Below are 23,917 nucleotides of genomic sequence, written 5' to 3' on the forward strand. Positions count from 1 at the left end.
GGTTTGGAGCGTCATGCGCTCGATCAGTTCGGTGCGCGGTCGGCTAATCCGTTCTTCGTCAAGGAGGCTGATGGTGACGCGGATTTCAAGAAGAGCGATTATCACTTGAAGGCGGGCAGTCCGGCTCGGGGGTCGGGGAAGGCTCTTCCGGCTGATGTGGCCAAGGCGATCGATCCGTCGGGCACGACGGTCAAGCCCAATGCGGCCGTGGACCGCGGAGCACTCGTCAACCCGATGATGAAGGCCCAGTGACGACGGACGTCCCTATGCCCATAGGGACGGACATTCGAAAGGCGGTCCCCGGGCTAAGCCCGGGGACCGCCGTCTCCTCGGTTCGAGTCAGATGTAGATCGCGGGGTCGATGGAGAAGACGTCGTCCGCCTTGCGCTCGTGAAGCCTGGCGGGAACGCCCACCGCCGTGGTATTGGCGGGGACGTCCTTGACAACGACCGCGTTCGCGCCTACGTGTGCGCCCTCGCCGAGGGTGATCGGCCCGAGGATCTTCGCGCCGGCGCCTACGACGACTCCGTCGCCGAGCGTCGGATGGCGTTTCGTGGCCTCCAACGACGTCCCACCCAGTGTGACGCCGTGATAGAGCATGCAGTCGTCGCCGACCTCCGCCGTTTCGCCGATGACCACGCCCATGCCGTGGTCGATGAAGAACCGCCGCCCGATGGTCGCCCCGGGATGGATTTCGATCCCCGTGACCGCCCGCACCGCTTGGGAGACGAACCGGGCTGGAAGCCGCAGCCTGGGCGAGCGCTTCCACATCGCGTGAGCGAGGCGGTGGCCCCACACCGCGTGGATGCCCGGGTAGCACAGAACGACCTCGAGGGCCGACCTGACCGCCGGGTCGTGTTCGCGGGCGGCGCGAACGTCTTCGCGAGCGCGCTCGATGAAGTGCGGCAGCCGAAGTGCCATCGATGATCCTCTTTTCGCCTAACCTGAGCCCGGCGGGTCCGAACCGGAGGGTCGGGCCCGCATGCGGACGTGACGTGTACCGACTATAGTCCGCGAGGCCGCCTCCCCATCGTCTGCCGAGCCGGGGCGGACAAGCGGACGCAGGCCCGCCCCGGCTCGGAGCGGCGAAGCGGATCAGTCGACGAGTCCTGCGAACAGCGGAGTCGACAGATAGCGCTCGCCGAAGTCGGGAACGATCGCGACGATCGTCTTCCCCTCGGCCTCGGGGCGTTGCGCGACCTCGACGGCGGCTGCGAGGGCCGCGCCCGAGGATATGCCGACGAGCAGTCCCTCCTCGGTAGCGGCTCGTCGAGCTGTGGCGATGGCCGTCTCGGAGGGGACGGCGATGACTTCGTCGTACAGATCGGTATCGAGGACATCGGGGACGAAATTGGCGCCGAGGCCTTGGATCTTGTGAGGACCCGCAGTGCCTTCGGAGAGCAGCGGCGACTCCGCCGGTTCGACGGCGACGAGCTTGACGCCGGGCTTGTGGCGGCGCAGCGCGCTGCCGGTGCCCGTGATCGTCCCGCCGGTGCCGACGCCTGAGACGAGGTAGTCGACGTCGCCCTCCGTGTCCTGCCAGATCTCCTCGCCCGTCGTGCGCTCGTGAACGGCGGGGTTGGCGGGGTTGGCGAACTGGGAGGCGAGAATCGCGCCGGGAGTCTGAGCGACGATGTCCTCGGCCCTCTCCACGGCGCCGCGCATGCCCTGGGCGGGTTCGGTCAGGATGAGCTCGGCGCCGAAGGCGCGCAGAAGCGCACGCCGTTCCCTCGACATGGACGAAGGCATGGTCAGGATGACCTTGTAGCCGCGCGCGGCGCCCACCCAGGCCAATCCGATGCCGGTGTTGCCGGAGGTGGCCTCGACGATCGTTCCGCCGGCGGGCAGCCGGCCGGAGGCCACCGCGGCGTCGATGATCGCGACGGCTATGCGGTCCTTGACGGAATTGGCGGGGTTGTAGAATTCGAGCTTGGCCAGCACGACGGCCTTCGCTCCCTCGGCTAGGCGGTTGATGCGGACGAGCGGGGTTCTCCCAACGAGCTCGGTGGCGTCGGCGTAGATTCTGGACATGTGTCTCTCCTGTGAACGGTTGAATGTGGAAGCGTTAATCCGAGGCGCGACGGGCGCCGCGCGATGGATGGACGAGCGTCGAGAGCGTGCGCCGTGCGCACCACGAAAGCCCGACGCTCTAGAGACACAGACGACAGGGAGCACAGGAGAGGGGCGTGTCGGCGGTGTTGGCCATCTCCTCGTCCTTTCTCCGTGTCGCATTGCGGATTCGCCGTTGCGTGACCCTCTCGGCAAGGAAAACGTTCGCACACTTCCGCGAGCTCTGTCCAGCGGATCCGCATTGCGGTCGCCCTCGGCGAATCGGGGACGGAGGCGGACCGCGCTCCCTGAGCTCGACAGGGGAAAGCCGACCGGATCAGCCGATGACGGCACGGCCCGCGCGGACTCGGCCTGCGGGCCGCTCGACCAGTCGCGTGCCGCCCTCCAGGACGCCTACGGATCCGGACGAGAGCCGGGAAACGAGGGACGACAGGCGCTCGCCTTCGTCGCAGACGACGGTCACCCGCACGCCTTCGGCCCGGTAGTCGGGCTCGGCCGCGAAGCCCGCTGCGCTCAGTTCGGCCAGGTAGCGCCCCGCGTCGGCGTGCGGGAGGAGCGCATTCCACACCGGTAGGCGCTCCCGGGTCACAAGAGGCGCGTCTTCGAGGCATTCGCGCACTGCGTCGGAGTAGGCTCGGACGAGCCCGCCGGTGCCCAGGAGCGTGCCGCCGAAATACCTGGTGACGACGGCTACGACGTCGACGATCCCCGTTCCCGCCAGGACGTCGAGCATCGGACGCCCGGCCGTTCCGGAGGGTTCGCCGTCGTCGGAGGAGTGGGAGACGGGAAGCGCCCCGGGCGTCGAGACGATGAACGCCGCGCAGTGATGTCTGGCGTCGGGCATGGCCGAACGCCGTGCCGAGATGACCTCGCGGGCCTCCTCGGGGCTCCCGGCTCTGGCGACCAGGGCGAGGAATCGGGATCGCCTGATCTCGAGCTCATGGGTGAGGAGGGCGCCGGCGGGCAGCAGAAGGTCGCTCACATGCACCATTATCCATCCATGGGATCCCGCCTGTAGGATCCCTGCGACCTCCGGCTTCCCGTCGGGCGGGACGAGCGGCGGCCGTGCCGTCCCGGATCGCGAGGCATTGACTCCGCGCGGACCGTGCCCATAGAATTTTCCATCGAACCGCCAGCCGAAGTTAGAAAGAATCACATGGCCAAGAAGTCGAAGATCGCGCGCAACAGACAGCGAGAGGCCGTCGTCGCCCGGTACGCAGAACGCCGGGCGAAGCTGAAGAAAGCGTCCGTGGACGTCAACCTCACGCAGGCCGAGCGAGACGCCGCCATGGCTCAACTCCATAAACTGCCGCGGGACGCCTCGCCCGTGCGCCTTCGCAACCGCGACGCCGAGGACGGACGCCCTCGCGGCTATCTTCGTAAATTCGGCCTATCTCGCGTGCGTCTGCGCCAGATGGCCAATGACGGCGAACTCCCGGGTGTGACTAAGTCCTCCTGGTGATCCGGGCGTCCGACCGGCTTCCGGAATGACGGCGGTGGCTTCCGTCGGGTAGTCTTTTTCCCTGTGTGTGGGCGATCGTCCGCGCGATGTCCATTGAGTCGCCATGGCGGCCCAGTATCGAGAGGAGCGGTAGCAATGGCAGTACCCAAACGGAAGATGTCCCGCAGCAATACGCGCTCTCGCCGTTCCCAGTGGAAGGCACAGCTCACCGAGCTTCAGACCGTCCGCGTTCAGGGCCGCGACGTGCGCATTCCCCGTAGGCTCGTGAAAGCCTACAAAGCCGGACTCATCTCCGACTGATCGGAGATCTTCGCAGGGAAGGACCCGGGCCTCCGGGGCCTTCCCCTTTGCTTGCTCTTTCAGTGTTCCGCCGATCCGCCCCCTGCTCCGGGCCACGGCCTCGCACGCGCCTTCGTCGCCCCGCTCGGTTGGCGCACCGCCTTCCACCGTAGGCTCCGTCGGCGGTGAAGCGGTCCCTCGCCGGCGTTCGAGCGGCGCGCACGCCTGTCTCCCCTTCATCGGCGAATGGGCGCGATAACCTGGTGCCTCGTAGTGAATAGGAGGTACCCCGTGCGCCTGACGAAGCTTGCCGGAATCCTTGCCGTGTCGACGAAGAGGGCTTTCCGCCCCGCTCCCGCTCCACCCGACGCGCCGCTGCCGGAGCGTTCGAAGCGGACGACTGCGGCGGCCAGCGGGGCGGCCGCTCTCGCCTCGTTCCTGGGAGACGCTCCGGGTGACTGCGCGCCTGCCGCCCTTCTGCATGCGCTGTGCTTCGAACCGACGGTCGACTTGCTCTCCGATCCGGCCGTTCCCGTCCCCGTTGCGGGGCTCGTCGTGTCCGATCAGCAGTGGGAGCTCGCCGAGCCGGTGGCCATCGGCTCGGCGGTGACAGTGGACGTCCAGCTCGCCTCGATCGTCCGCGATTCCTCGTCGACGAGTCTGTTCGTCCGCGCAAGGATCCGATGCGCAGACCGCCCGGTCTACCGGGAGGTGACCGTGTACGTCGCCAGGAAGGCCGGGGGAGAGGCCTACGAGGTAGGGCGGACTCCTCGGATCGAGGTTCTCGACCACCGCCGGGCCTACGGAACCAATGCGTCGGGACGCCTGGACATCGGGCAGAACGCCGCCGTGTCCTCTAGGGTCTTCCGGGTGGCCGATTCGCGGCGATGGGCGCGGATCACAGGCGACGCCAATCCCATCCACACGTCGTCCCTCGCCGCCAAGGCCTTCGGCTACCGCAAGGCGGTGCTCCACGGGGCCGCCGTCGACGCCTGGATGGCCCACGAGGCCGGGCTCGACGGAGCGGCGCCCTGTTCGGGCGGCACGCACTTCCGCGCTCCTGCGCTTCTGCCCGCCCATTGCGAACTCGTCCGACTTGGGGCGGAGGATTTCGCCGTCGTCGATCGGGACAGCGGACGCGATCTCGTGCACGCCAGGCTCACCGGCGTGCCGGACGGCCGCGGCTCGGAGCGGGGGCTCGTCCTGCCGCGCGACGACGGCCGCCCCAGCTCGACTTTCCTGGGCAGAGGGATGGCCGCGGCCGCGGCCGCCAGGCACCCGAGAGCCCGCGCGGTCATCGAGGATGCGAAACCGTGGCGCCGCATGTACCGAACGGCCATGGCCGAATTGAGCGCGTGGGACGCTCCCGGCCGCGGCTCCTCCGGGGCCTGCGACGGGCTCGCCTTCCTTCACGAGAATCTGCGGTTCGCCGACGGCCGGCGCGCCTGCGAGGCGCGCATCGTCACACCGGCGCAGCGCGGGGACGTGATCGACGGGACGGGTCGGGCAGTCCGCGAGCTGCGGGTGCCGATCGGCGGCCGAGACCTCGCCGGAGACGAACTCGTAGCCGAACTGCGCCGCTGGCAGGAGGACGGCCGGATCCGGCCCGGAGCCGTCGACGCGATCGCCGACGTCGTCGCCGACCCGAGCCACCTCGATCTGTCCGGATGGACGTTCGCCTGTCTGGGCGCGGGGGCGGAACTGTCCCCCGCGGCCCACCTTCTGGCGTGGGGAGCCGACGTCGCCGCCGTCGCGCGCTCTCCGCTGCCCGAGTTGGCCAGGCGGACCCCGCAGAGCGCGGGCCGTCTCCATCTTCCGCCTCAGCCACTGGACGTCGCCGCGGACCCCGAGACGAGTGCGGGATGGATCGCGAGCCTGCCTGGCCGGGTCGCCATCGTCGACACGCTCTACGCTCCGGGGGCGCGGTTCCTTCTCGCCGAGGCCGGAGCGGATGTCCTGGAACGTCTGGTCTGCCAGGCCCGCCCGGAGACGGCCCTGGCGTGGTACGGCAGCCCCTCCGACGCGTACGCCCTGGACGTCCCCGTCCGCCGGGACTTCGGCAAGGGCGGCGCCGCGCGGGCGCTGAGCGTCTACGCCAGGGTTCGCAGGATCCATTCCTCGCGGCGAGGCGGCGTCTATCAGGGCCTCATCGACGTGCAGGGGCCGAACTACGCGGTCGCCAAGCGCATCGGACGGTGGCGGGCCACCGTGGAACGGGAGACGGGGCGAACGGTCTCCTACAACATCGGCCCGATGTCGATGACCCGATCCGTCCTGGATGCGCGCGTCCTGCGCGCCGCATACGGCGGGCTGGCCCGGCTGGGGATGCCCGCCCTGCCCGCGAATGCGTCCGCGGCTCTCATGGCCGCTCTCCTCGCCTGGGACCTCAAGCACCCCGAAGCCGGACGCTCACCGGACTTCCTGACCGACAAGGCCATCGACTGCGGTTTGTTCGCCTGCCCCTACGAGCCCAACGGCCTCATGGGGTTCGCGGCCGTCCTCGGGGCGGACAGGGCGGTTCGGGACTAGTCGCCCGCGCTCCGGCCGTTCGCACCGGACGCGACGGTCGGAGCGGATTCGGAATCGCCGCCTTCGGGCCGTTGCGCGTCCTGGCCCTCTCGGGCCTGCGCATCGGGGCCGGTCTCGCCTTCGACGTCGATGCTGGGGAGGATGCGGTCCAGCCACCGTGGAATCCACCAGGCTTTGCGGCCCAGCATGGCCATGACGGCGGGGATGAGCGTCATGCGCACGAGGAAGGCGTCGACGGCCACGCCGACGGTCAGAGCGAGTGCGATCGGTTTGACGGCCGGCATGCCGTGGGGGATGAAGGCGGCGAAGACGCCGATCATGATGACCGCCGCGGCCGTGACGACCTTCGCCGAGCTCTCGAAACCCTCTCGGACCGCGAGTTTGGCGTGGCCCGTGCGCAGCCAGACTTCGCGCATGCGCGAGACCAGGAAGACCTGGTAGTCCATGGCCAGGCCGAAGAGCACGCCCATGACGATCACCGGCAGGAAGGAGATGACGGCCCCGACCTTCGACACGTTGAGGAGGTCGGCCGCCCACCCCCATCCGAAGACGGCTCCCACGGCGCCCATCCCTGCTGCGAGCGACAGGAGGTAGCCCAGGCTCGCGATGATCGGGATGGCCACCGATCGGAAGACGATGAGCAGAAGGACGATGGACAGTCCTATCACGACGATCCCGAAGGGGAGGATGGCCGAGGAGAGCTTGGCCGCGATGTCGATGGCGACCGCCGTATGGCCCGTCACCATGACGTTCTCCAAACCGAACCGCTTTTCGAGGCCGGGCGCGGCGTCTCGGATCTCCTTGACCAGTTTGGTCGTGGCGGGGTCGGCCTGACCTTTCTTCGGGATGATCTGGATGAAGGCGAAGCTTCCGTCGGGGCTCGGAGTGGCCAGCGAGACCTTGTCGACGCCGTCGAGCTTGCCGATGGCCCCCGCCGTCTCCGTCACCTGGACGAGGGGGTTGCCGGATTTCTTGATGTCGGCCACCACGACGATCGGCGAGTTGTACCCCTGTCCGTAGGCGCGGGAGATGGCGTCGTAGGTATCGCGCTGCACGGTGCCCACGGGCTCGTTGCCGTTGGTGGGCAGGGCCAGGCGGACCTGGTCGAGCGGCACGGCCAGGAAGCCGATGATCGCGACGACGCCGAGGAACGTCAGTGCGGGCACTCGCGTGACGAAGTGGACCCAGCCGCGTGCGCGGCTTTTCCGGGCTTTCCTCTTCGCGGGCGCCAGGCGTCCGCCGAGCAGACCGAGCAGCGCGGGCACTGCGGTGACTGCGACGAGGACGGCCACGGCGACCATGGCGGCGGCGGACAGTCCCATGACCGTCAGGAAGGGGATCCTGGCCACCGCCAGCCCGCATAGGGCGACGATCACGGTCCCACCCGCGAAGAGCACGGCCGAGCCCGCTGTGGCGTTGGCGCGAGCGGCGGCTTCCTTCGGCTTGACTCCCTCGGCCAGATACTCTCGGGCGCGGGAGATGATGAAGAGCGCGTAGTCGATGCCGACCGCCAATCCGATCATGACCGCCAGGACGGGCGTACTCGAATTGATGTCGATGAAGTTGGCGGCCACGAGCATGCCGAGCATCCCGATGGCGACGCCGGTGGCGGCGGTCAGGAGGGGGGCTCCGGCGGCCACCACCGATCCCAGGGTGACGATCAGGACGATGGCGGCGATGACCAGGCCGAGCAGCTCGGTCGCCGACATGCCGATCGACGTCGAATTGCCGATGTTGGCCCCGCGTTGGACGGTGAGATCGGGACTGCTCTTCTGCGTGGCGCTGGCCAGCTGCGTGAGCTCTTTCGAGACGGCCTTGGCCTTGGGGCCGGGCTCTCCGGCGGCTTCCCCGACGGACGAGTCCGTCTGCACGAGGACGAGGGCGTGGTGGCCGTCGCGGGAGACGGTGCGCGTCTGCTGCGCGAACGGGTCGGTGACGGTGGACACGCCCTCGATCTTCCGGGCCTTCCCGATGAAGGACTCGATCGCGGTGCGCTGGCCCTCGATGTCCCCGCCGGTGGAGAAGAGCACCTGCTCGCTGGCGCCGGCCGCCTGAGGGAGACGCTTGGCCATGACGGCCAGTCCCTCCATGGACTCCGTCCCGGTGACCTTGTACGTGGTTGCCAGATTCATCCCCGTGGCGGCGACGATCCCGCCCAGGGCGATCATGAGCAGGAGCCACCCCGCCAAGACGCGCTTGGCGTGGGAGGCGGTCCATCCTCCCACGCGCTGAAGTATCGACGACACTTGACTGTCCTTTCGCATGAACTCGATTTCGATACGGAACTGTACGCGATATATTCTTGTATCGAAAGTCGGACGGGCCGCCGGCGTGGTCGGCCCGGTCTGGGCGGGCAGCGAGCCGACGAGGAAGGCGTGTATCCTCGCGGCAGGATGAGAGAGGAGCTGGGTGCGTGTGACTCACAGGCCTTTGCGAAAACGTGAGAACACCCGGCAGCGTCTGCTCGACGCCGCCGTCGAAGTGTTCGAGAGGAAGGGCTTGGCGGGGGCGAGGATCGACGACGTCGTCGCGACTGCCGGGTTCACCCGGGGCGCCTTCTACTCGAATTACTCGTCACTGGCGGAATTGCTGCAGGAGGCGCTTCTCTACCGAACGGTATGCGTGTTGAGGGAGCTGCGCGAAGCCATAGCGGCCACGAAGGGACCTGCGGACGTCTGCACGCTCGTGGAGATCATCGACACACTTCAGCCCCATGGACGCACGCTGTACATTTTGAGCTCGGAATTGGCGCTTCACCGGATCCGCAATCCCGAATCCCCTCTCGACGTCGAGGACGACCTCGTCTGGCTGAAGCGCGAGATCGCCGAGATCGTGGGATCCGTGCTCGGGCAATTGGGAAGGCGTCCGACGATCGAACTGGAGCGGATCGCCGATATGCTGGTCGTTTTCTTCCTCGATTCCGTGTTCGACGAAGCCGTTCTCCCCAAAGGGGCTGAGAGGAAGAAGAGGGCCTTCCCCGAGATGGCCGACATCACGATCCAGGCGTTCAGCGAACCGATTGAGTAGCCTTCCCAGCGGTGCGGGCGGATGGCCGGAACCGGCGGCCTTCCGGCCCGATCCGGCGAGCTTCTCCGGCCCGGTCGAGCATCGGCGCGGCGGGAGAGGCGCTCTCCGGCCGCTGGAAGAGACGGTGGAGCGAGTGACGGGAATCGAACCCGCGTAATCTGCTTGGAAGGCAGAGGCTCTACCATTGAGCTACACTCGCGTGCCTGAAGAGAATAGCAGGTGCGGGCCCGCGTGCGCACGCCGATGCCCCGACCCGCGGGCTTCCTTCGTCGTCCGCGGACGAACGCCGGACGCAGGACGGCGTGGACGCCTCACGGGCGGCAGTCGGGGTAGCGGGACTTGAACCCACGGCCTCCCGCTCCCAAAGCGGGCGCGCTACCAACTGCGCCATACCCCGTGCCCGCCAATGATAGGCGAATCCGACCCTGCGGCGCACCGCCTTCACACCGGTTGGGCGCACGCTTGACTACGCATCCCATATCTTGACCGGAAGACCGTCGACGTCGGTGAACGAGCCGGAGACGATCATGATGAAGTCCACTAGCACGCCGATACCGAAGAGCCCGAAGGTGAAGAGCCACAGCATGCCGGTGCCGACCTTCCCAACGTAGAATCGGTGAATGCCGGGGAATCCGAGGAACCAGGCGAGAAGCGCCGCCGCGATCCTGCTCTTCGGGCTTACGGCGCCCCCGTACGGCGGCCAGTTGTTGTAGTACTGGCCTCCGTAGGCGGGTTGGCCGTAGCCTTGCCAAGGCTGATCGGGGTACGGCGGCATTCCCGGCGGGGGAGCGCTCTGCTGATTCCATCCGGGTTGAGAGTTCCAACCGGGATAGGAGTAGCCGGGGCCGGTGGGGCGTTGGCTGTAGAAGCCGTCGCCTCTCTGGTCGAAGGCGTTGCCGTAATTGGACATATTTCACGATCCTCCACGTGTGGACAGAGGCGACCGGTCTCGACAGACCGTGCAGCACGCCGCATCGGCTGTGCTGTCAAAGGAAATCGTAGCTTCAGCGCTCCCCCGGGGCCATCATGACCGGGCGCTCGCCCTCTCCCGCCTCCCGTCGGCGCCCTCTCCCGCCGACGCCCCGCTGTTGCGGGACGGCGGAGAATCGGGCTGTGCGGCTGCGGAATCGCGACACCCGACGCGGTGTCGTAGACTTATCCGGTATGCGCGCATCTTGCGTGCGCTGTCACATGCCGGGCTGTTCCTCTCACGAGTGCACCGGTGCCGGAACGAACACGGGCGGACTGTCCGCCCCCTGATAGCTAAGCGAGAAACCCCAGTGAAGAGCTCCGTCGAGACCCTCGAGCCCACCAAGGTCAAGCTGACCGTTGAGGTGCCGTTCGAGGAGTTCAAGCCCGCGATCGACAACGCCGCCAAAGACATCGGCAAGCAGGTCAACATTCCGGGATTCCGCCGCGGTCACATCCCGGCCCGCGTCATCGAAGCTCGATTCGGCCGCGGCGCCATCGTCGAGGAGGCGCTCAACGGCAACCTGGACGGCTACTACGCTCAAGCCGTCAGCGCGAACGAGTTGCACCCCATGTCCCGGCCAGCGGTAGAGGTCACACAGGTTCCCGCTGAGAAGGACGACACCTCCGACCTCGTCTTCGTCGTGACAGTCGACGTCCGCCCCGAGATCGCCATACCGGATCCCTCGACGATCTCGGTCACGGTCGACCGGTTCGATGTCTCCGACGAGGACGTCGACGCCCGGCTCACCGCCCTGCGCGAACGCTTCGGCTCGCTCAAGGAGGTCGAGCGCGCCGCCCAGGACGGCGACTACGCGACGATCGACCTCACCGCGAGAATCGACGGCGAGGAAGTCGACGCAGTGTCGGGCATCTCCTATCGCATCGGCTCGGGCACCATGCTCGAGGGCCTCGACGACGCCTTGACCGGCCGGAAGGCGGGGGAGACGGTCACCTTCTCCACGACTCTCGCGGGCGGGGACCACGCCGGCGAGGCGGCCGACGTCACCGTCACGGTCGGGAACGTCAAGGAGTCCGAGCTCCCCGACGCCGACGACGACTTCGCCCAGCTCGCCTCCGAGTTCGACACGGTCGACGAGCTGCGCGCGGATCTGCGAGGCCAACTGGCCAAGGACAAGGCGAGCGCCCAGGTGTACGCCGCACGCGATCTGCTTCTCCAGGAGCTTCGCGAGGCAGTCGACTTCCCGCTCCCCGAGACCGCCGTGGAGGAGGAGGTCGCCCGGCACCTCGAACAGGAGGGCAAGGAAGCGGACGACCCGCACGCCGCCGAGGCCCGCGAGGAGACCGAGCGGCTCATGCGCGACCAGCTTCTCCTGGACGTCCTCTCGGAACGCTTCAACGTCAACGTGGAGCAGAACGAGCTCTTCAACTTCCTCGTCGAGCAGGCGAAGGCCTACGGGATGGAGCCCAACCAGTTCATCCAGGCGGCGGCTCAGGCGAACCAGTTCGGGGCCTTCGCGGCCGAACTGGCCAGGGGCAAGGCTCTCCTGTCCTACCTGCGGCTGGTCGAAACCGTGGATTCGGACGGCAACCCCGTCGACGTCGCCGAGGTGATCGGCAAGGCTCCCGAAGGAGAGGCGGTTCCGGACTTCTCCGCTCACGCCGATGCCGGCCTCGAGCTCGAGACCTCCACGTGGACATCCCCCGTCGGCGGCGAGGCCGGCCCCTTCGACCCGGCTTCCGCGAAGGTCGACGACGTCCTGGCCTACGTCGCGAATGTGAGCGAGGAGGAGAAGGCCCGGGTGATCGACGCGGAGAAGAAGGGCAAGAACCGCAAGACCCTTCTCGAGAAGCTCGAAGGCTAGAAGACCTGCAGCTCGGAGGGGCTGAGGCAGGCGCCGCGGGCCCGGCTCGCCGTGTCCGCTGGGGTGGGAGCCCGGCTCCTGCGGCGCCTGGCGACCATGCGCCGTCAGCGAAAAGACGGGCCGGAGCGGCGTTCGCGGGGACGGGGCGCGTTAAGGTCTAGTGAACGTCAACGGAGCCCGCGACGCAGCGCGAGGTGCTCCGCCTAGCAATGACCGGGTCAGGCCCGGATGGGAAGGACAGAGCGTGAGCACAACGCCCACAACGCAAGGCGAGGCCCAGCAAGGCCCTGGGCTGGGAGACGCGGTCTACAACCGCCTCCTGAAGGAGCGCATCATCTGGCTCGGCGACGAGGTGCGCGATGAGAACGCGAACGTCATCTGCGCTCAGCTGCTGCTGCTGGCCGCCGAGGATCCTGAGAAGGACATCTACCTGTACATCAACTCGCCCGGCGGCTCGGTCACGGCGGGCATGGCGATCTACGACACGATGCAGTTCATCCAACCCGACGTCGTGACCGTCGGCATGGGGATGGCCGCCTCCATGGGGCAGTTCCTCTTGACGTCGGGGGCGAAGGGGAAGCGCTACGTCACCCCCCACACCAGGGTCCTGCTGCATCAGCCGCTCGGCGGCGCGGGAGGCACGGCGACCGAGATCCGCATCAACGCCGACCTGATCCTGCAGATGAAGCAGGAGCTGGCGGAGATCACCGCGGCCAATACGGGCAAGTCGCCCGAGCAGATCATCGCCGATTCCGACCGCGACCACTGGTTCACGGCTCGCGAGGCCCTCGAGTACGGCTTCGTCGACCACATCGTCGCCAGCGCCCAGGCCATCGGCGGGACTACGGAGGAATGAAGATGAGCACCGATTTCAACGCCGGCGCGGCTGCGGCCGCGAACCAGTTCGGCGGCGCCGCCAGGCCGATGCCCTCGGCGCGGTACATCCTCCCCAACTTCGAGGAGCGCACCCCCTACGGGTACAAGCGGCAGGACCCCTACGCCAAGCTCTTCGAGGACCGCATCATCTTCCTCGGCGTGCAGGTGGACGACGCCTCGGCCGACGACGTCATGGCCCAGCTCCTCGTCCTGGAGTCCCAGGACCCGGATTCGCCCATCACCATGTACATCAACTCCCCGGGCGGATCCTTCACCGCGTTGACGGCGATCTACGACACGATGCAATACATCAAGCCGCAGATCCAGACCGTGTGCCTCGGCCAGGCCGCTTCCGCCGCAGCCGTGCTCCTGGCCGCGGGCTCGGCGGGCCGCCGACTCGCCCTCCCCAATGCGCGCGTCCTCATCCACGAGCCCGCCATGGAGGGAATGCACGGCCAGGCGTCGGACATCGCAATCGTCGCGGACGAACTCGAGCGCATGAACGACTGGCTGTGCACCACGCTGGCGTTGCACACCGGAAAGTCCGCAGACGAGATCAAGAACGACATCCAACGTGACAAGATTCTCACAGCGGAGGCCGCCAAGGAATACGGCCTCGTCGACCAGGTTCTGAGTTCGCGCAAGTCGACGTCTCCCGCCTGAGTTCGGCGATTGAGGGCTTCCAAGCCCCGGTTTCATGCGGAAAACGGCGGTCGTGCGCCGTCGGGGCGAGGAGCCCGGCGGCGCACGACCCCGGGCAATCCGACGCCGTCGGGGGAAACATACCCGGTTGAGGTCATAGGCTGGATCAGCGTGGAAAGATGACGACGTCTCATATAAGTGGCATGATGACGTTGTTCCAGTGGCGGGGAAAATCACCACGACGTGAGGAGAATCGATGGCGCGCACGGCGGATGCCGCGGACACGCTGAAATGCTCATTCTGCCAGAAGAGCCAGCGGCAGGTCAGAAAGCTCATCACCGGCTCGGGCGTATACATCTGCAATGAATGCGTCGACCTGTGCAATGACATCATCGCGGAGGAGCTGGCTCAGGACGAATCGGATTTCTCGCTCGACGCCCTGCCCAAACCCCGCGAAATATACGATTTCCTCAACGAGTACGTGGTGGGTCAGGACGCGGCGAAGCGAACCCTCGCGGTGGCGGTGTACAACCATTACAAGCGCGTCCGCGCCCAGGCCGGGCCCAAGCGCAAGGACGCCGAGGAAGTGGAGATCGGCAAGGCGAACATCCTCCTTCTGGGCCCCACCGGAACGGGCAAGACGTATCTGGCGCAGTCGTTGGCGCGGATGCTCGACGTCCCCTTCGCGATCGCCGACGCCACGGCCTTGACCGAGGCGGGATACGTGGGCGAGGACGTCGAGAACATCCTCCTCAAGCTCATCCAGGCCGCCGACGACGACATCAAGCGTGCGGAGATCGGGATCATCTACATCGACGAAATCGATAAGATCTCACGCAAGTCTGAGAATCCATCGATCACCCGGGACGTCTCCGGCGAAGGCGTTCAGCAGGCCCTCCTGAAGATTATCGAGGGGACCGTCGCCTCCGTCCCGCCCCAGGGAGGCCGGAAGCATCCTCAGCAGGAATACCTCCAGCTGGACACGAAGAACGTCCTGTTCATCTGCGCAGGCGCATTCGCGGGGATGGAGGAGATCGTCTCCTCCCGAGCCGGCCGGCGCGGCATCGGCTTCGGATCCCAGTTGCACGACGCCGATCACGGAAGCGACATCCTGGCCGAAGTCACCCCCGACGACCTTCACAAGTTCGGGCTCATACCCGAACTCGTCGGCCGCCTGCCCGTCGTCGCGGCCACTGAGGACCTCACCGAGGACGACCTCGTGCGGATCCTCACCGAGCCCAAGAGCGCCCTTGTCCGCCAGTATCAGCGGATGTTCGACCTCGACGGCGTCAGGCTGCAGATCGAAGACGAGGCGTTGCGCGAGATAGCGCGCGAAGCCCTGTCGCGCGGAACCGGGGCTCGCGGCCTGCGATCGATCATGGAAAGCCTCCTTCAAGAGGCGATGTTCGACGTCCCCTCTCGCGAGGACGTCGAGAGTATCGTGTTCGATACGGCGACCGTCACCGGAAAGGCGGCGCCGAAGCTCGTACTGAAGAAGGCGAGCGGCAAGAGCGCATAACGCAGCCGCGTCGCGGTGAGCCGTCGCGATCCGGGCTGCCGGTGACGATGGGAGAGCTATGGACGAAGACGCCCAGGCCGAGTTGGCGGCATACCGCCGTACGATCGACAATTTAGACGCCGCGGTCATCCACATGCTGGCCGAACGCTTCCGATGCACGAAACAGGTCGGCGAATTGAAATCCCGGCACGGCATGCCTCCCGCGGACCCGGTGCGCGAGGCCGAGCAGCTCGAACGCATGCGCGCTCTGGCGGTGGAGGCCGGGCTGGACCCCGCTTTCGCTGAGAAGCTCTTGCGTTTCATCCTCGCCGAGGTCATCCGGCACCACGAGGAGATCTCCGCAGAATCGGGTTAGAGGCGATCACAGCCGTGCTCTGCGGCGCCCGCCGAGCACGGGCGAGCGACGCCCGTTCGTCGACCGCACGGCGAGCGGCTGGCGGCCCGCAGGCCGAGTCAGGATACAAGGCAGCGGCTACCCGCACAAGGGGTCGGAAGACCGGCGATTCGCCGGCGGCGGGCCGCATCGCTTCGTTGTAGCCTGCCGGTGTGCCGGGGAGGCGTGCACGCATATCAGTCTCACGGCCTTCCCGCGGATTCGGCAAATATCGGAAATAGTGAGGTGCGATGAGTAGACAACAGCGCGGCAGGACGAGCTTGGCCTTCAAGCTGTGCAGCGCCGCCGCAGTGAGCGGCCTGTGCATAGCCGGTGCGGTACCCGGCTTCGCCGCGGCTGCGGACGGAAAGCACGGTTCGTCAGCAGTCCGAGCAGATGACGCGAAGGCGGCCAAGCCGGCCGTCCCCGACGCGACCGGCCCGGCCGCGTCCCATGCCGGCACCGGGTCGAACGAGGCAGGGTCGCTGAAGAAACAGTCCATCCTGTTCTTCGCGTACAAGTACCCGTCTGCGTCCAGTGGCGCCGGCTACTGGGACGCTCTGGTGAAACTGGGCGGCAAAGCGATCCCCTATGTTGTATTCAATCCGTCCAGTGGCGCCGGGAAGTCGGCCAATCCGGACTACGTCCGGCAGATCTCGAAGAATTCAGCTGCTGGTATCAAGAACATCGGCTACATCCGGACGAACTATCAGAAGCGATCTATCACCGACGTTGAGGCCGAGATAGAGTCTTACTACAAGTTCTACGGCGAAAAGAACGTGAGTGGATTCTTCTTCGACGAAATAGCCACTAAAACACAAGAGGACAGCGAATACCTTCACATTCTTTACAGCTATGTGAAAAAATACCACCCAGAAAAATTAGTGGTAGCCAATCCCGGATCTCCGATAGTCAATGAGAATATCACTCGACATGCTGATATATTCGTTACTGCGGAAAATTCAGCCTCTGACTATATTCACAAGTATCCGAAGCATCCTTCAAAATTCGAAAATGATTCGAATAATTCGAAACATATTATGCACGCAGTATACGGCGCTTCCACTAAACAATACAACGAGATCATTAAGCTCTCGCGTCAGCGCAATGCCGGATGGCTGTTCGTGACGACCGATGTGCAGGACAACCCCTACGATGAGTTGCCCCAGAACTTGACGGAACTGTCCCGGTCGATCAACGAACTCGGCATGCCGGACGATCCGCGCGGCAAGGCAGACCCCTGGATCCCGAAACAGCGGGAAGACCCCACGCCGGTGCCGTGACAATCGCCGGCTCCCGCGCCGCCGCCGGCCAACGCCGGTCGCTCGCTCTGAAGGGTCGGGGGAGAGCCTCGGAAAGGACATCGCCTTCCGAAGCTCTCCCCCGATCTGTCGCTTCGAGTGGGGCGGTGCTTCCACCAGGCTGTCGCCGCGGCTAATCGGTCGCGTAGATCTTCTCGATGTCGTCCGCGAAGTCCCGGAGGACGGCGGCCCGTTTGAGTTTCATGGACGGAGTCATGTACCCGTTGGCCACGGTGAAATCGATGGGAAGGATCCTGAACTTGCGGATCGACTCGGCTCGCGAGACCGCTTCGTTGGCACGCTTGATCGCCCGGTCGATCGCGGCGAGGACCTGTGGGTTCTCGGCGGCTTCCTTCGCGCTCATCTCGGGCAGGCCGTGGTTGCGCAGCCATCCGGGGAGCATCTCGGAGTCGAGGGTGGCGAGGGCGCCGATGAAGGGCTTCTGGTCGCCGACCACGACCACTTGGGAGACGAGGGGATGCCCGCGCAGCCTGTCTTCCAGGATCGCCGGGGCCACGTTCTTCCCGCCGGCCGTCACGATCAGCTCTTTCTTACGGCCGGTGATGTAGACGAAGCCGTCGTCGTCGATCCTTCCCAGATCCCCGGTGTGGAACCATCCGTCCTCTGTGAAGGCTTCGGCGGTGGCCCCAGGATTGTTGTTGTACTCGCGGAAGACGTGGTCGCCCTTGCACAGGATCTCGCCGTCCTCGCCGATGGAGACGTAACAGCCGGGATAGGCCGGGCCCACGGAACCTATACGAATGAAATCGGGGGTGTTGACCGTCGTGGGAGCCGAGGTCTCCGTCAGGCCGTAGCCTTCGTGGACGGTGATGCCGATCCCTCGGAAGAAATGGCCCAGACGCTCGCCCAACGGCGCCCCGCCCGAGATGGAGTTCGCGAGGTCGCCGCCCAGCAGATTCCGGATCGTCGAGTAGACCAGCCGGTCGCCGACCCTGTGCTGGGCCCTCAGCTGGAGGGAGGGGCCTTCGGGAGTGTCGAGCGCCCGCGAGTACTTGATGGCGACCTTGGCGTAGTGGCGGAAGAGCTTGAGTTTCAGGCCGCGTCCCGCCTTTGCGTCGGCCGCGTTGTAGATCTTCTCGAAGATGCGCGGCACGGCGAGGATGTAGGTCGGCTTGAAGCTTTGGATGTCGGTGACGAGGTTCTTCGCGTCCGGGGCGAAGCCTGTGACGTTTCCCGAGTACATCGACATGATGCAGATGAACCGGGCGAAGACGTGGGCCATCGGCAGGGCGAGGAGGCTGCGCTGGTACCCGCCGATGATGTGCGAGAGGCCGTCGTCGAGCGGGCCGTTGATCGCCACGTGGAGCAGATTGCGATGGGACAGGCGAGCGCCTTTGGGGAGCCCCGTCGTCCCCGACGTGTAGATGATGGTCGCCAGGTCGTCGGCGGTCGTGGCGTCGATGCGCCGGTCGATCTCCTCATCGGACTCGGGCTGCCCGAGTGCGGAGATCTTGTCGACCGCGTCTTCCTCGATCACGTGAATCGTCTCGAAATGCTCGACGTCGTTGAGGATGGGGGCGAGCACGTCATGAAGTTGCCGGGTTTCGGCGATGGCGATGCGGCAGTGTGCGTCGTCGATGATCCAACGCGCCTGCTGTGTCGAATCGGTCTCGTAGATGGGGATGAGCTGTGCTCCGACTGCCCAGACGGCCTGGTCGAAGAGGGCGAACTCATAGCGCGAATGGCTCATGATGGCGATGTGATCGTTCGGCTGGACGCCCATGGCGATCAAGCCGCGGGCCAGCTCGCGGACCTCCGCGTAGAACTGGCGCCATGTCACAGGCACCCACGTGTTGATCGAGGACTTGCGTTCGAATACGACCTTCTCGGCGCGGTCGATGGCATGATTTCGCATCACCCAGGGGATGCTCATCGAATCCGTGACCTTGATCTTGCCGGGACAGTGGGAGGCCCGGCGTCCGTCTTTCTCGATGATGTTGCTCATGAAGTCCTCTCTGATCTGAACGATCTAGAGCTACGATAGCGTAACCCTGCACGCCCCGCACTCTGCCCGCGGGAGGAATTCCGCGGAATCCCAAGGGTATGGTGAAGCTCTCAACGGCGGGCGCGTGGACGGGGCGACATCATGAGGATGATGCGGAAGCGGTAGAATCTCGCCGATGTGCGCGTGTGGACGGGGCAGCGTTCAGGATACTGTGATGCGGGTGGGGCATCGCCGTGCCGATAGCCTGTACATAATGATATGGTAATTCAATAATTACTATTCACTACTTAATGAGATGACTTTCCTTAAAATGAGATTAAATATGATATAAAATACCACTGGTATCAAGGCGCCCAGCCAAGTAAACGTAAGAAAATGAAAAATATATAAAAGTATGAAAAAAGATAAAATTGATTGTATTACAGTAGATACATATTTATTAATATAAATATTTGATACAATGTACGTTGTAAAATCATCAAATGACAATACAAATAAATAATAAATTAAAAACCATGTTATATATTCGAATACTGACCTTTTAATTATGCCGCCGAGTACATTCACGTTCGCTGTGAGAGCAAGACCGAGTCCCGCAGGGAAGAGCGGCAAGAGAAGAGTAAACGGGAGAAGCATGAAAGCGCCGGTAAGGCCGAGAATTCTCCTGGCCTTACCGAACGTTGAATTGAAATAATTTCTCATCATCCGAAAAGCATAACAATCCGACGAGCAGCATCGTATGCTATATCCTGTGGAATCCCTATATAGGGTTTTCCATGGAAAGCCGTTAGCTCCACATTTTGCGATAGGAGAATGGCAATGAGAAACGCGGGAAAGCTTCACCCGGCTTCGAAAAGTGCCTCCTGTGGGCGATCCTTCTGATGGCCCTCAGCGTGACGACGTACGCCATCGGACCGGACGTCTTCCTCAAAGCGAACGAGGGGAATCACAGGGCTGACGGCGAGATTATCGGATCCGTCCTGTCGATCGTGCGCGTCTACGGGGCTGTCGGGTGTGCCGGCGGCCGCCGACCCCGCAGAATCGAGGGCTGGAGAAGTGTGGGGCCGCGGGATGTTTGCGACCCCACACTGCATATGCTCACCCTCTACTTTTTCGACCTGGGTTTCTTCGGCTCGGGTGGGTCGAGCTCGTAGGAGGCCACGATCACCGGCCCGTCGTGCTTGGCAGCGGTGAGCGAGAGATCCCCGCGGACGTGCGCGGCTCGCACCAGATCGGCGTGGACGGCGTCGATCTTAGAGCGGTCCGCCTCGGCGACGTCGAGCGAAACGGAAGCGTAGGTGGTGCGCTGGGAGACCTTGTTCTCCGACTTCACCTTCCGCAGAGCGGTCAGCGCCTCGCCGGCGACCCGCAGGATGTCTGCATCCGCCCCGGCAGCTGCGGCGCGCAAAGGCTCCGAACTGGGCCAGGCGGCGCGGTGGACCGAGCCCGTGCGGTACCAGCTCCACACCTCCTCCGTGGCGTAGGGGATGAACGGCGCCAGGAGCCGCAGGAAGACGTCGACGGCGATGTTCAGCGCCGCCCTCGCCGAGCGGGCGGCCGGGTCCTCGGAGTACGCGCGGTCCTTCACCAGCTCGAGGTAGTCGTCGCAGAAGGCCCAGAAGTAGGATTCGGCGAGCTCCAACGCCCGCGTGTGGTCGTAGGCCTCGAAGGAAGCCGTAGCCTCGTCGACCACGTCGGCGAGCCCTGCCAGGACCGCCCGGTCCACCGGCTCGGTGACAGCCGAGGCGTCGAGATCCGCCGGCGCTCCCTCGCCGCCCATCGACAGGGCGAACTTCGAGGCGTTGAGCACCTTCATCGCCAGGCGGCGCCCGATCTTCATCTGCTGCTCGTCGAAGGTCGCGTCCATTCCCAGCCGCGCGCTCGCGGCCCAATAGCGCACAGCGTCCGAGCCGTGCTTTTCGAGCAGCGCCAAGGGGGTGACCACGTTGCCCTTCGACTTGGACATCTTCTTCCGGTCGGGATCCAGGATCCACCCGGAGATGGCGGCGTGCCTCCAAGGGTTCTCGCCGAATTCGAGGTGGGCGCGCACCATCGAGGAGAACAGCCACGTGCGGATGATGTCCTGGCCTTGCGGGCGCACGTCCATCGGGTAGACGCGCGAGAACAGGTCCTCGTCCGTCAGCCATCCGCCCGCGATCTGGGGGCTGAGAGAGGACGTGGCCCACGTGTCCATGATGTCGATCTCGCCGACGAAGCCGCCCGGCTCGCCGCGCTGATCCTCGGTGAAGCCCTCGGGGACGTCCGAGGAGGGGTCGACGGGAAGGCGTTCGACGTCGGGCGCGATGACGTCGTCGTAATCGACCTCGCCGGACTCGTGCACCCGATACCACAGCGGGATCGGCACGCCGAAGAAGCGCTGGCGGGAGATGAGCCAGTCGGTGTTCAGGCCGCCGACCCAATTGTCGTAGCGCACGTGCATGAAATCGGGGTGGAAGGCGAGCTCGTTTCCGGCCGCGATCAGGTTCTCGCGCAGCTGCCTGCCGTTGGCCTCGATGTGGTCGCGTCCGCCGTTGCGGATGTACCACTGGCGCGACGTGACGATCTCCAAGGGTTTGTCGCCCTTCTCGAAGAAGTTCGCCATACGGGACGTAGGCTTGGGCTCGCCGAGCATCTCGCCGCTGTCGGCCAGCGCCTCCACAAGCGCCTTCCTGGCGGAGAAAGCCGTCTTCCCGGCCATGGCCTCGTAGGCGGCGACGCCCCGTTCGGAGGCGATCCACTCCGGCGTCTGCGCGACGATGCGGCCGTCTTTGCCGAGCACCGAACGCATCGGCAGGCCCAGTTCGCGCCACCACACGACGTCGGTCAGATCGCCGAAGGTGCAGCACATGGCGATTCCCGCGCCCTTCTCCATTTCAGCGGCGGGGTGGGCGAGGACGGGGAGTTCGACGTCGAAGATAGGCGACGTCACCGTTGTACCGAAGAGGTGGCTGTAGCGTTCGTCGTCGGGGTGCGCGATGAGCGCGACGCAGGCGGGAAGAAGCTCAGGGCGCGTGGTTTCGATGACGACGTCGCCGCCCTGACCGTGGAAGGCCAGCGAATGGTAGGCGCCGGGGTATTCGCGGGCCTCGAGCTCCGCCTGGGCGACGGCCGTTTGGAAGGTCACATCCCACAGACCGGGGGCCTGGGCCTGATAGGCCTCGCCGCGCTCGAGATTGCGCAGGAACCCCGCCTGGGCGATCTTCTGAGCCTTCGCCCCGATCGTCTGATAATGCTGACTCCAGTCCACCGACAGGCCGAGGTAGCGCCACAGCGCCTCGAACTGCGCCTCATCCTCCTCGGTCAGCTTCCAGCACAGCTCGATGAAATTGCGCCGCGAGATCGGAACCTGGTCGGCGTACTTGATCGACTTGCCGTCGCCGCCGTCGTGGGGAGGGACGAAATCGGGGTCGTAGGGCAGCGACGGGTCGCAGCGCACCCCGTAGTAGTTCTGGACGCGCCGTTCGGTGGGCAGGCCGTTGTCGTCCCAGCCCATCGGGTAGAAGACCGACTTGCCGCGCATGCGCTGGTAGCGGGCCATCGTGTCGGTGTGGGTGTAGGAGAAGACGTGGCCCACGTGCAGGGAACCGGAAACCGTGGGCGGGGGAGTGTCGATCGAGTAGACGTCCTCGCGGGTCGCAGTGCGGTCGAAGGCATACGCGCCGTCTTCTTGCCAGCGCTTTCCCCAGCGGTTTTCGAGGCCCTCGAGGCTGGCCTTGCCGGGAACCTCCACGCGCTCGCGAAGCTCGCCCCCGAAATTGGCCGCCTTGAATTCGTCTGTCGATTTCGCCATAGGCTCTATTCTTCCATGAACGGTTGAACTTGGCGCATGTGAGGGCTCTTGCCGGCGCGCGTTGTTCGCCACGTCGCGCGAGTCTCGAGGGGGCGACGCCGGTCTGCCTGTTCAGAACTTCCCGCCGGTCGCCAGAATCGTCGCAGCGAAGACCGCGTAGAACAGGCCGATCGAAACGAGGTAGGCACGCTCGGGAAGCCCGAAGCACCTGCTGCGAAAGCGGGGGAGCATCGCGCACACCAGCGCGACGAGAGAAACGAGCGCCGCGCAGTAGAGCCCGTTGGCCGCCGCGGCCACAACGCCGCCTTCGGGCGCGATGAGCCGCCGAATGTCTCCCGCCAGGCTGAAGGCGATCGCGAACCATCCGATCGCAAGGGCGTAGTGCGCCGCGCCCATTGGCGTGAGCCGCTGCCCCTCCAACGTCGTCGGGAACGCCGGGAGAATCGCGAAGATTGCAGCGAGAATAAGCAGAAGGACGGTCGCGGCGCCGCTGTAGTCCCAGCCGCGGAGGCCGTGCGCGGCGCCGGCCAAGGCGAGCCAAGTCGCGGACGTCAGCCACGTCGTCGCCGTTGCGAGCCTGCGCGTGGGGCCGACGGCGTAGTCGCTGACCGCGTGCCGAACAGGGCTGTAAGGGCTTTCGACCGTGTGAAGGCGGACGAAGAGGGCGAATCGAACGGCCGTGAGAATGAGTGCGAGGGAAGACAATGCCGTTGTCATGGTCCGTTCCTGAGTTATCCGTTTTTGAGTTCGTCGTGTATCGATCGAATGGTCTGCGCGAGGCGAAGCGGGTCGAAGCCGAGCCTTCGCACGACGTCGTCGAAGGGCCCGCCCAGCGCGTGCGACGCCTTTCCCCGCAGCAGCTCCCCGTTTTCCGTGAGGTGGAGTCGGCGCACGTTCCCGCCGCCCTTTTGCGCGAGGTCCGCCGCGAGGCCGTCGGCGATGAGACGGCGGACGAGGGCGGAGCAGGACGCCTCGGTTATGCCGAGCGCCCGCGCCAGCTGGGCGCCGGAGACCCCCGGGTGCTCGCCGACGATCTCCAAAGCCAGGTACCTGTTGTACGTGAGGTTCAACGGGCGGAGCATGCGCTCCGCTTCCCGGTCGAGGGTTCGCACGAGGTCGTGAAGTTCGTAGGCGAGGTCCATAACCAGTATCTTAGGTTTCTAAGTTAGTTGTCGGCAAGCGCGGCTGCAGAGGGAATTTCATGCGCCTAGTTGCAGGGCCGGGCCAGGCCCTGGCGGCGAACGCATTCCAGCGGGGCCCCGAGATCAAGGTGGGCCGGCCTCAACGG

The 23,917-nt window shown here is 65.6% G+C and carries 20 protein-coding genes and 2 tRNA genes; 11 read left to right on the forward strand and 11 right to left on the reverse strand.

What is annotated here, in order from left to right; translation table 11 throughout:
* Window positions 1–252, forward strand: a 252-nt coding sequence (locus HMPREF0043_RS11345) for a hypothetical protein (protein WP_021600910.1), incomplete at its 5' end; no start/stop codon positions are given.
* 87 nt (window positions 253–339) lie between these two features.
* On the opposite strand, the gene epsC is transcribed toward HMPREF0043_RS11345, so the two are convergent.
* The 3 genes from epsC to HMPREF0043_RS01020 form a co-directional block, all read right to left on the reverse strand.
* Window positions 340–921 (reverse strand): serine O-acetyltransferase EpsC, encoded by a 582-nt coding sequence (epsC, locus tag HMPREF0043_RS01010; RefSeq protein ID WP_021600911.1) that lies wholly within the window; start codon window positions 919–921, stop codon window positions 340–342.
* Between the two features lie 174 nt (window positions 922–1,095).
* Window positions 1,096–2,031, reverse strand: coding sequence for a cysteine synthase A (gene cysK, locus HMPREF0043_RS01015; RefSeq protein ID WP_021600912.1), 936 nt, complete (start codon window positions 2,029–2,031; stop codon window positions 1,096–1,098).
* A gap of 355 nt (window positions 2,032–2,386) precedes the next feature.
* Window positions 2,387–3,052, reverse strand: coding sequence for an IMPACT family protein (locus HMPREF0043_RS01020; RefSeq protein WP_084431959.1), 666 nt, complete (start codon window positions 3,050–3,052; stop codon window positions 2,387–2,389).
* Window positions 3,053–3,226: 174 nt separating this feature from the next.
* Here HMPREF0043_RS01020 and rpsN point away from each other — a divergent pair, with 174 nt between their 5' ends.
* From rpsN to HMPREF0043_RS01035, 3 genes are all read left to right on the forward strand, one after another.
* Window positions 3,227–3,532 (forward strand): 30S ribosomal protein S14, encoded by a 306-nt coding sequence (rpsN, locus tag HMPREF0043_RS01025; protein ID WP_040317523.1) that lies wholly within the window; start codon window positions 3,227–3,229, stop codon window positions 3,530–3,532.
* Window positions 3,533–3,667: 135 nt separating this feature from the next.
* The gene (gene rpmF, locus HMPREF0043_RS01030) at window positions 3,668–3,832 is read left to right on the forward strand and encodes a 50S ribosomal protein L32 (RefSeq protein WP_040317524.1); all 165 of its coding nucleotides are present in this window, start codon (window positions 3,668–3,670) and stop codon (window positions 3,830–3,832) included.
* A 270-nt stretch (window positions 3,833–4,102) separates the two neighbouring features.
* A complete protein-coding gene (locus tag HMPREF0043_RS01035) occupies window positions 4,103–6,340 on the forward strand; it encodes a MaoC/PaaZ C-terminal domain-containing protein (RefSeq protein WP_040317525.1) in 2,238 nt (745 codons plus the stop codon).
* Here the strand turns inward: HMPREF0043_RS01035 and HMPREF0043_RS01040 are convergent.
* Window positions 6,337–8,565: an MMPL family transporter gene (locus tag HMPREF0043_RS01040; protein ID WP_332248421.1), complete on the reverse strand. Its 2,229-nt coding sequence runs from the start codon at window positions 8,563–8,565 to the stop codon at window positions 6,337–6,339. The genes HMPREF0043_RS01035 and HMPREF0043_RS01040 overlap by 4 nt on opposite strands.
* Before the next feature lie 184 nt (window positions 8,566–8,749).
* Here HMPREF0043_RS01040 and HMPREF0043_RS01045 point away from each other — a divergent pair, with 184 nt between their 5' ends.
* The gene (locus HMPREF0043_RS01045) at window positions 8,750–9,367 is read left to right on the forward strand and encodes a TetR/AcrR family transcriptional regulator (RefSeq protein ID WP_084431945.1); all 618 of its coding nucleotides are present in this window, start codon (window positions 8,750–8,752) and stop codon (window positions 9,365–9,367) included.
* 125 nt (window positions 9,368–9,492) lie between these two features.
* On the opposite strand, the gene HMPREF0043_RS01050 is transcribed toward HMPREF0043_RS01045, so the two are convergent.
* The 3 genes from HMPREF0043_RS01050 to HMPREF0043_RS10495 all read right to left on the reverse strand — a co-directional run bounded on the left by HMPREF0043_RS01050 (window position 9,493) and on the right by HMPREF0043_RS10495 (window position 10,277).
* Window positions 9,493–9,566 (reverse strand) — tRNA-Gly (locus HMPREF0043_RS01050).
* A gap of 125 nt (window positions 9,567–9,691) precedes the next feature.
* Window positions 9,692–9,764: transfer RNA gene (locus tag HMPREF0043_RS01055), tRNA-Pro, on the reverse strand.
* A gap of 69 nt (window positions 9,765–9,833) precedes the next feature.
* The gene (locus HMPREF0043_RS10495) at window positions 9,834–10,277 is read right to left on the reverse strand and encodes a TM2 domain-containing protein (RefSeq protein WP_198010248.1); all 444 of its coding nucleotides are present in this window, start codon (window positions 10,275–10,277) and stop codon (window positions 9,834–9,836) included.
* 370 nt (window positions 10,278–10,647) lie between these two features.
* Here HMPREF0043_RS10495 and tig point away from each other — a divergent pair, with 370 nt between their 5' ends.
* The 6 genes from tig (at window position 10,648) to HMPREF0043_RS10500 (ending at window position 16,855) form a co-directional block, all read left to right on the forward strand.
* Window positions 10,648–12,162 carry a trigger factor gene (gene tig / locus HMPREF0043_RS01065; RefSeq protein ID WP_021600922.1) on the forward strand — a complete coding sequence of 505 codons (1,515 nt, stop codon included), beginning with the start codon at window positions 10,648–10,650 and terminating at the stop codon, window positions 12,160–12,162.
* A gap of 244 nt (window positions 12,163–12,406) precedes the next feature.
* Window positions 12,407–13,018: an ATP-dependent Clp protease proteolytic subunit gene (locus HMPREF0043_RS01070; protein WP_021600923.1), complete on the forward strand. Its 612-nt coding sequence runs from the start codon at window positions 12,407–12,409 to the stop codon at window positions 13,016–13,018.
* A 2-nt stretch (window positions 13,019–13,020) separates the two neighbouring features.
* Window positions 13,021–13,701 (forward strand): ATP-dependent Clp protease proteolytic subunit, encoded by a 681-nt coding sequence (locus HMPREF0043_RS01075; RefSeq protein ID WP_040317527.1) that lies wholly within the window; start codon window positions 13,021–13,023, stop codon window positions 13,699–13,701.
* A gap of 235 nt (window positions 13,702–13,936) precedes the next feature.
* On the forward strand, window positions 13,937–15,199 hold the full coding sequence (clpX, locus tag HMPREF0043_RS01080) for an ATP-dependent Clp protease ATP-binding subunit ClpX (protein ID WP_021600925.1): 1,263 nt from the start codon (window positions 13,937–13,939) through the stop codon (window positions 15,197–15,199).
* Window positions 15,200–15,257: 58 nt separating this feature from the next.
* Window positions 15,258–15,554, forward strand: coding sequence for a chorismate mutase (locus tag HMPREF0043_RS01085; protein ID WP_021600926.1), 297 nt, complete (start codon window positions 15,258–15,260; stop codon window positions 15,552–15,554).
* A 299-nt stretch (window positions 15,555–15,853) separates the two neighbouring features.
* Window positions 15,854–16,855: a spherulation-specific family 4 protein gene (locus tag HMPREF0043_RS10500; protein WP_198010249.1), complete on the forward strand. Its 1,002-nt coding sequence runs from the start codon at window positions 15,854–15,856 to the stop codon at window positions 16,853–16,855.
* 151 nt (window positions 16,856–17,006) lie between these two features.
* Here HMPREF0043_RS10500 and HMPREF0043_RS01095 read toward each other — a convergent pair whose 3' ends face one another.
* The 4 genes from HMPREF0043_RS01095 to HMPREF0043_RS01115 form a co-directional block, all read right to left on the reverse strand.
* Window positions 17,007–18,839 carry an AMP-dependent synthetase/ligase gene (locus HMPREF0043_RS01095; RefSeq protein ID WP_040317528.1) on the reverse strand — a complete coding sequence of 611 codons (1,833 nt, stop codon included), beginning with the start codon at window positions 18,837–18,839 and terminating at the stop codon, window positions 17,007–17,009.
* A 1,105-nt stretch (window positions 18,840–19,944) separates the two neighbouring features.
* Window positions 19,945–22,629 carry a valine--tRNA ligase gene (gene valS / locus HMPREF0043_RS01105; protein ID WP_021600930.1) on the reverse strand — a complete coding sequence of 895 codons (2,685 nt, stop codon included), beginning with the start codon at window positions 22,627–22,629 and terminating at the stop codon, window positions 19,945–19,947.
* Between the two features lie 111 nt (window positions 22,630–22,740).
* Window positions 22,741–23,346, reverse strand: coding sequence for a DUF998 domain-containing protein (locus HMPREF0043_RS01110; RefSeq protein ID WP_021600931.1), 606 nt, complete (start codon window positions 23,344–23,346; stop codon window positions 22,741–22,743).
* 14 nt (window positions 23,347–23,360) lie between these two features.
* Window positions 23,361–23,771, reverse strand: coding sequence for a MarR family winged helix-turn-helix transcriptional regulator (locus HMPREF0043_RS01115; protein ID WP_021600932.1), 411 nt, complete (start codon window positions 23,769–23,771; stop codon window positions 23,361–23,363).
* Window positions 23,772–23,917 lie beyond the last annotated feature (146 nt).

It is taken from the genome of Actinobaculum sp. oral taxon 183 str. F0552, assembly GCF_000466165.1.
GTDB lineage: Bacteria > Actinomycetota > Actinomycetes > Actinomycetales > Actinomycetaceae > Peptidiphaga.

Bases quoted from the DNA above. Each gene is read 5' to 3' on its own strand.
- clpX (WP_021600925.1), top strand. From the start codon at position 13,937: ATGGCGCGCACGGCGGATGCCGCGGACACGCTGAAATGCTCATTCTGC.
- valS (WP_021600930.1), bottom strand. From the start codon at position 22,629: ATGGCGAAATCGACAGACGAATTCAAGGCGGCCAATTTCGGGGGCGAG.
- HMPREF0043_RS01085 (WP_021600926.1), top strand. From the start codon at position 15,258: ATGGACGAAGACGCCCAGGCCGAGTTGGCGGCATACCGCCGTACGATC.
- HMPREF0043_RS10495 (WP_198010248.1), bottom strand. From the start codon at position 10,277: ATGTCCAATTACGGCAACGCCTTCGACCAGAGAGGCGACGGCTTCTAC.
- HMPREF0043_RS01095 (WP_040317528.1), bottom strand. From the start codon at position 18,839: ATGAGCAACATCATCGAGAAAGACGGACGCCGGGCCTCCCACTGTCCC.
- rpsN (WP_040317523.1), top strand. From the start codon at position 3,227: ATGGCCAAGAAGTCGAAGATCGCGCGCAACAGACAGCGAGAGGCCGTC.
- epsC (WP_021600911.1), bottom strand. From the start codon at position 921: ATGGCACTTCGGCTGCCGCACTTCATCGAGCGCGCTCGCGAAGACGTT.
- cysK (WP_021600912.1), bottom strand. From the start codon at position 2,031: ATGTCCAGAATCTACGCCGACGCCACCGAGCTCGTTGGGAGAACCCCG.
- HMPREF0043_RS01110 (WP_021600931.1), bottom strand. From the start codon at position 23,346: ATGACAACGGCATTGTCTTCCCTCGCACTCATTCTCACGGCCGTTCGA.
- HMPREF0043_RS01075 (WP_040317527.1), top strand. From the start codon at position 13,021: ATGAGCACCGATTTCAACGCCGGCGCGGCTGCGGCCGCGAACCAGTTC.
- HMPREF0043_RS01115 (WP_021600932.1), bottom strand. From the start codon at position 23,771: ATGGACCTCGCCTACGAACTTCACGACCTCGTGCGAACCCTCGACCGG.
- rpmF (WP_040317524.1), top strand. From the start codon at position 3,668: ATGGCAGTACCCAAACGGAAGATGTCCCGCAGCAATACGCGCTCTCGC.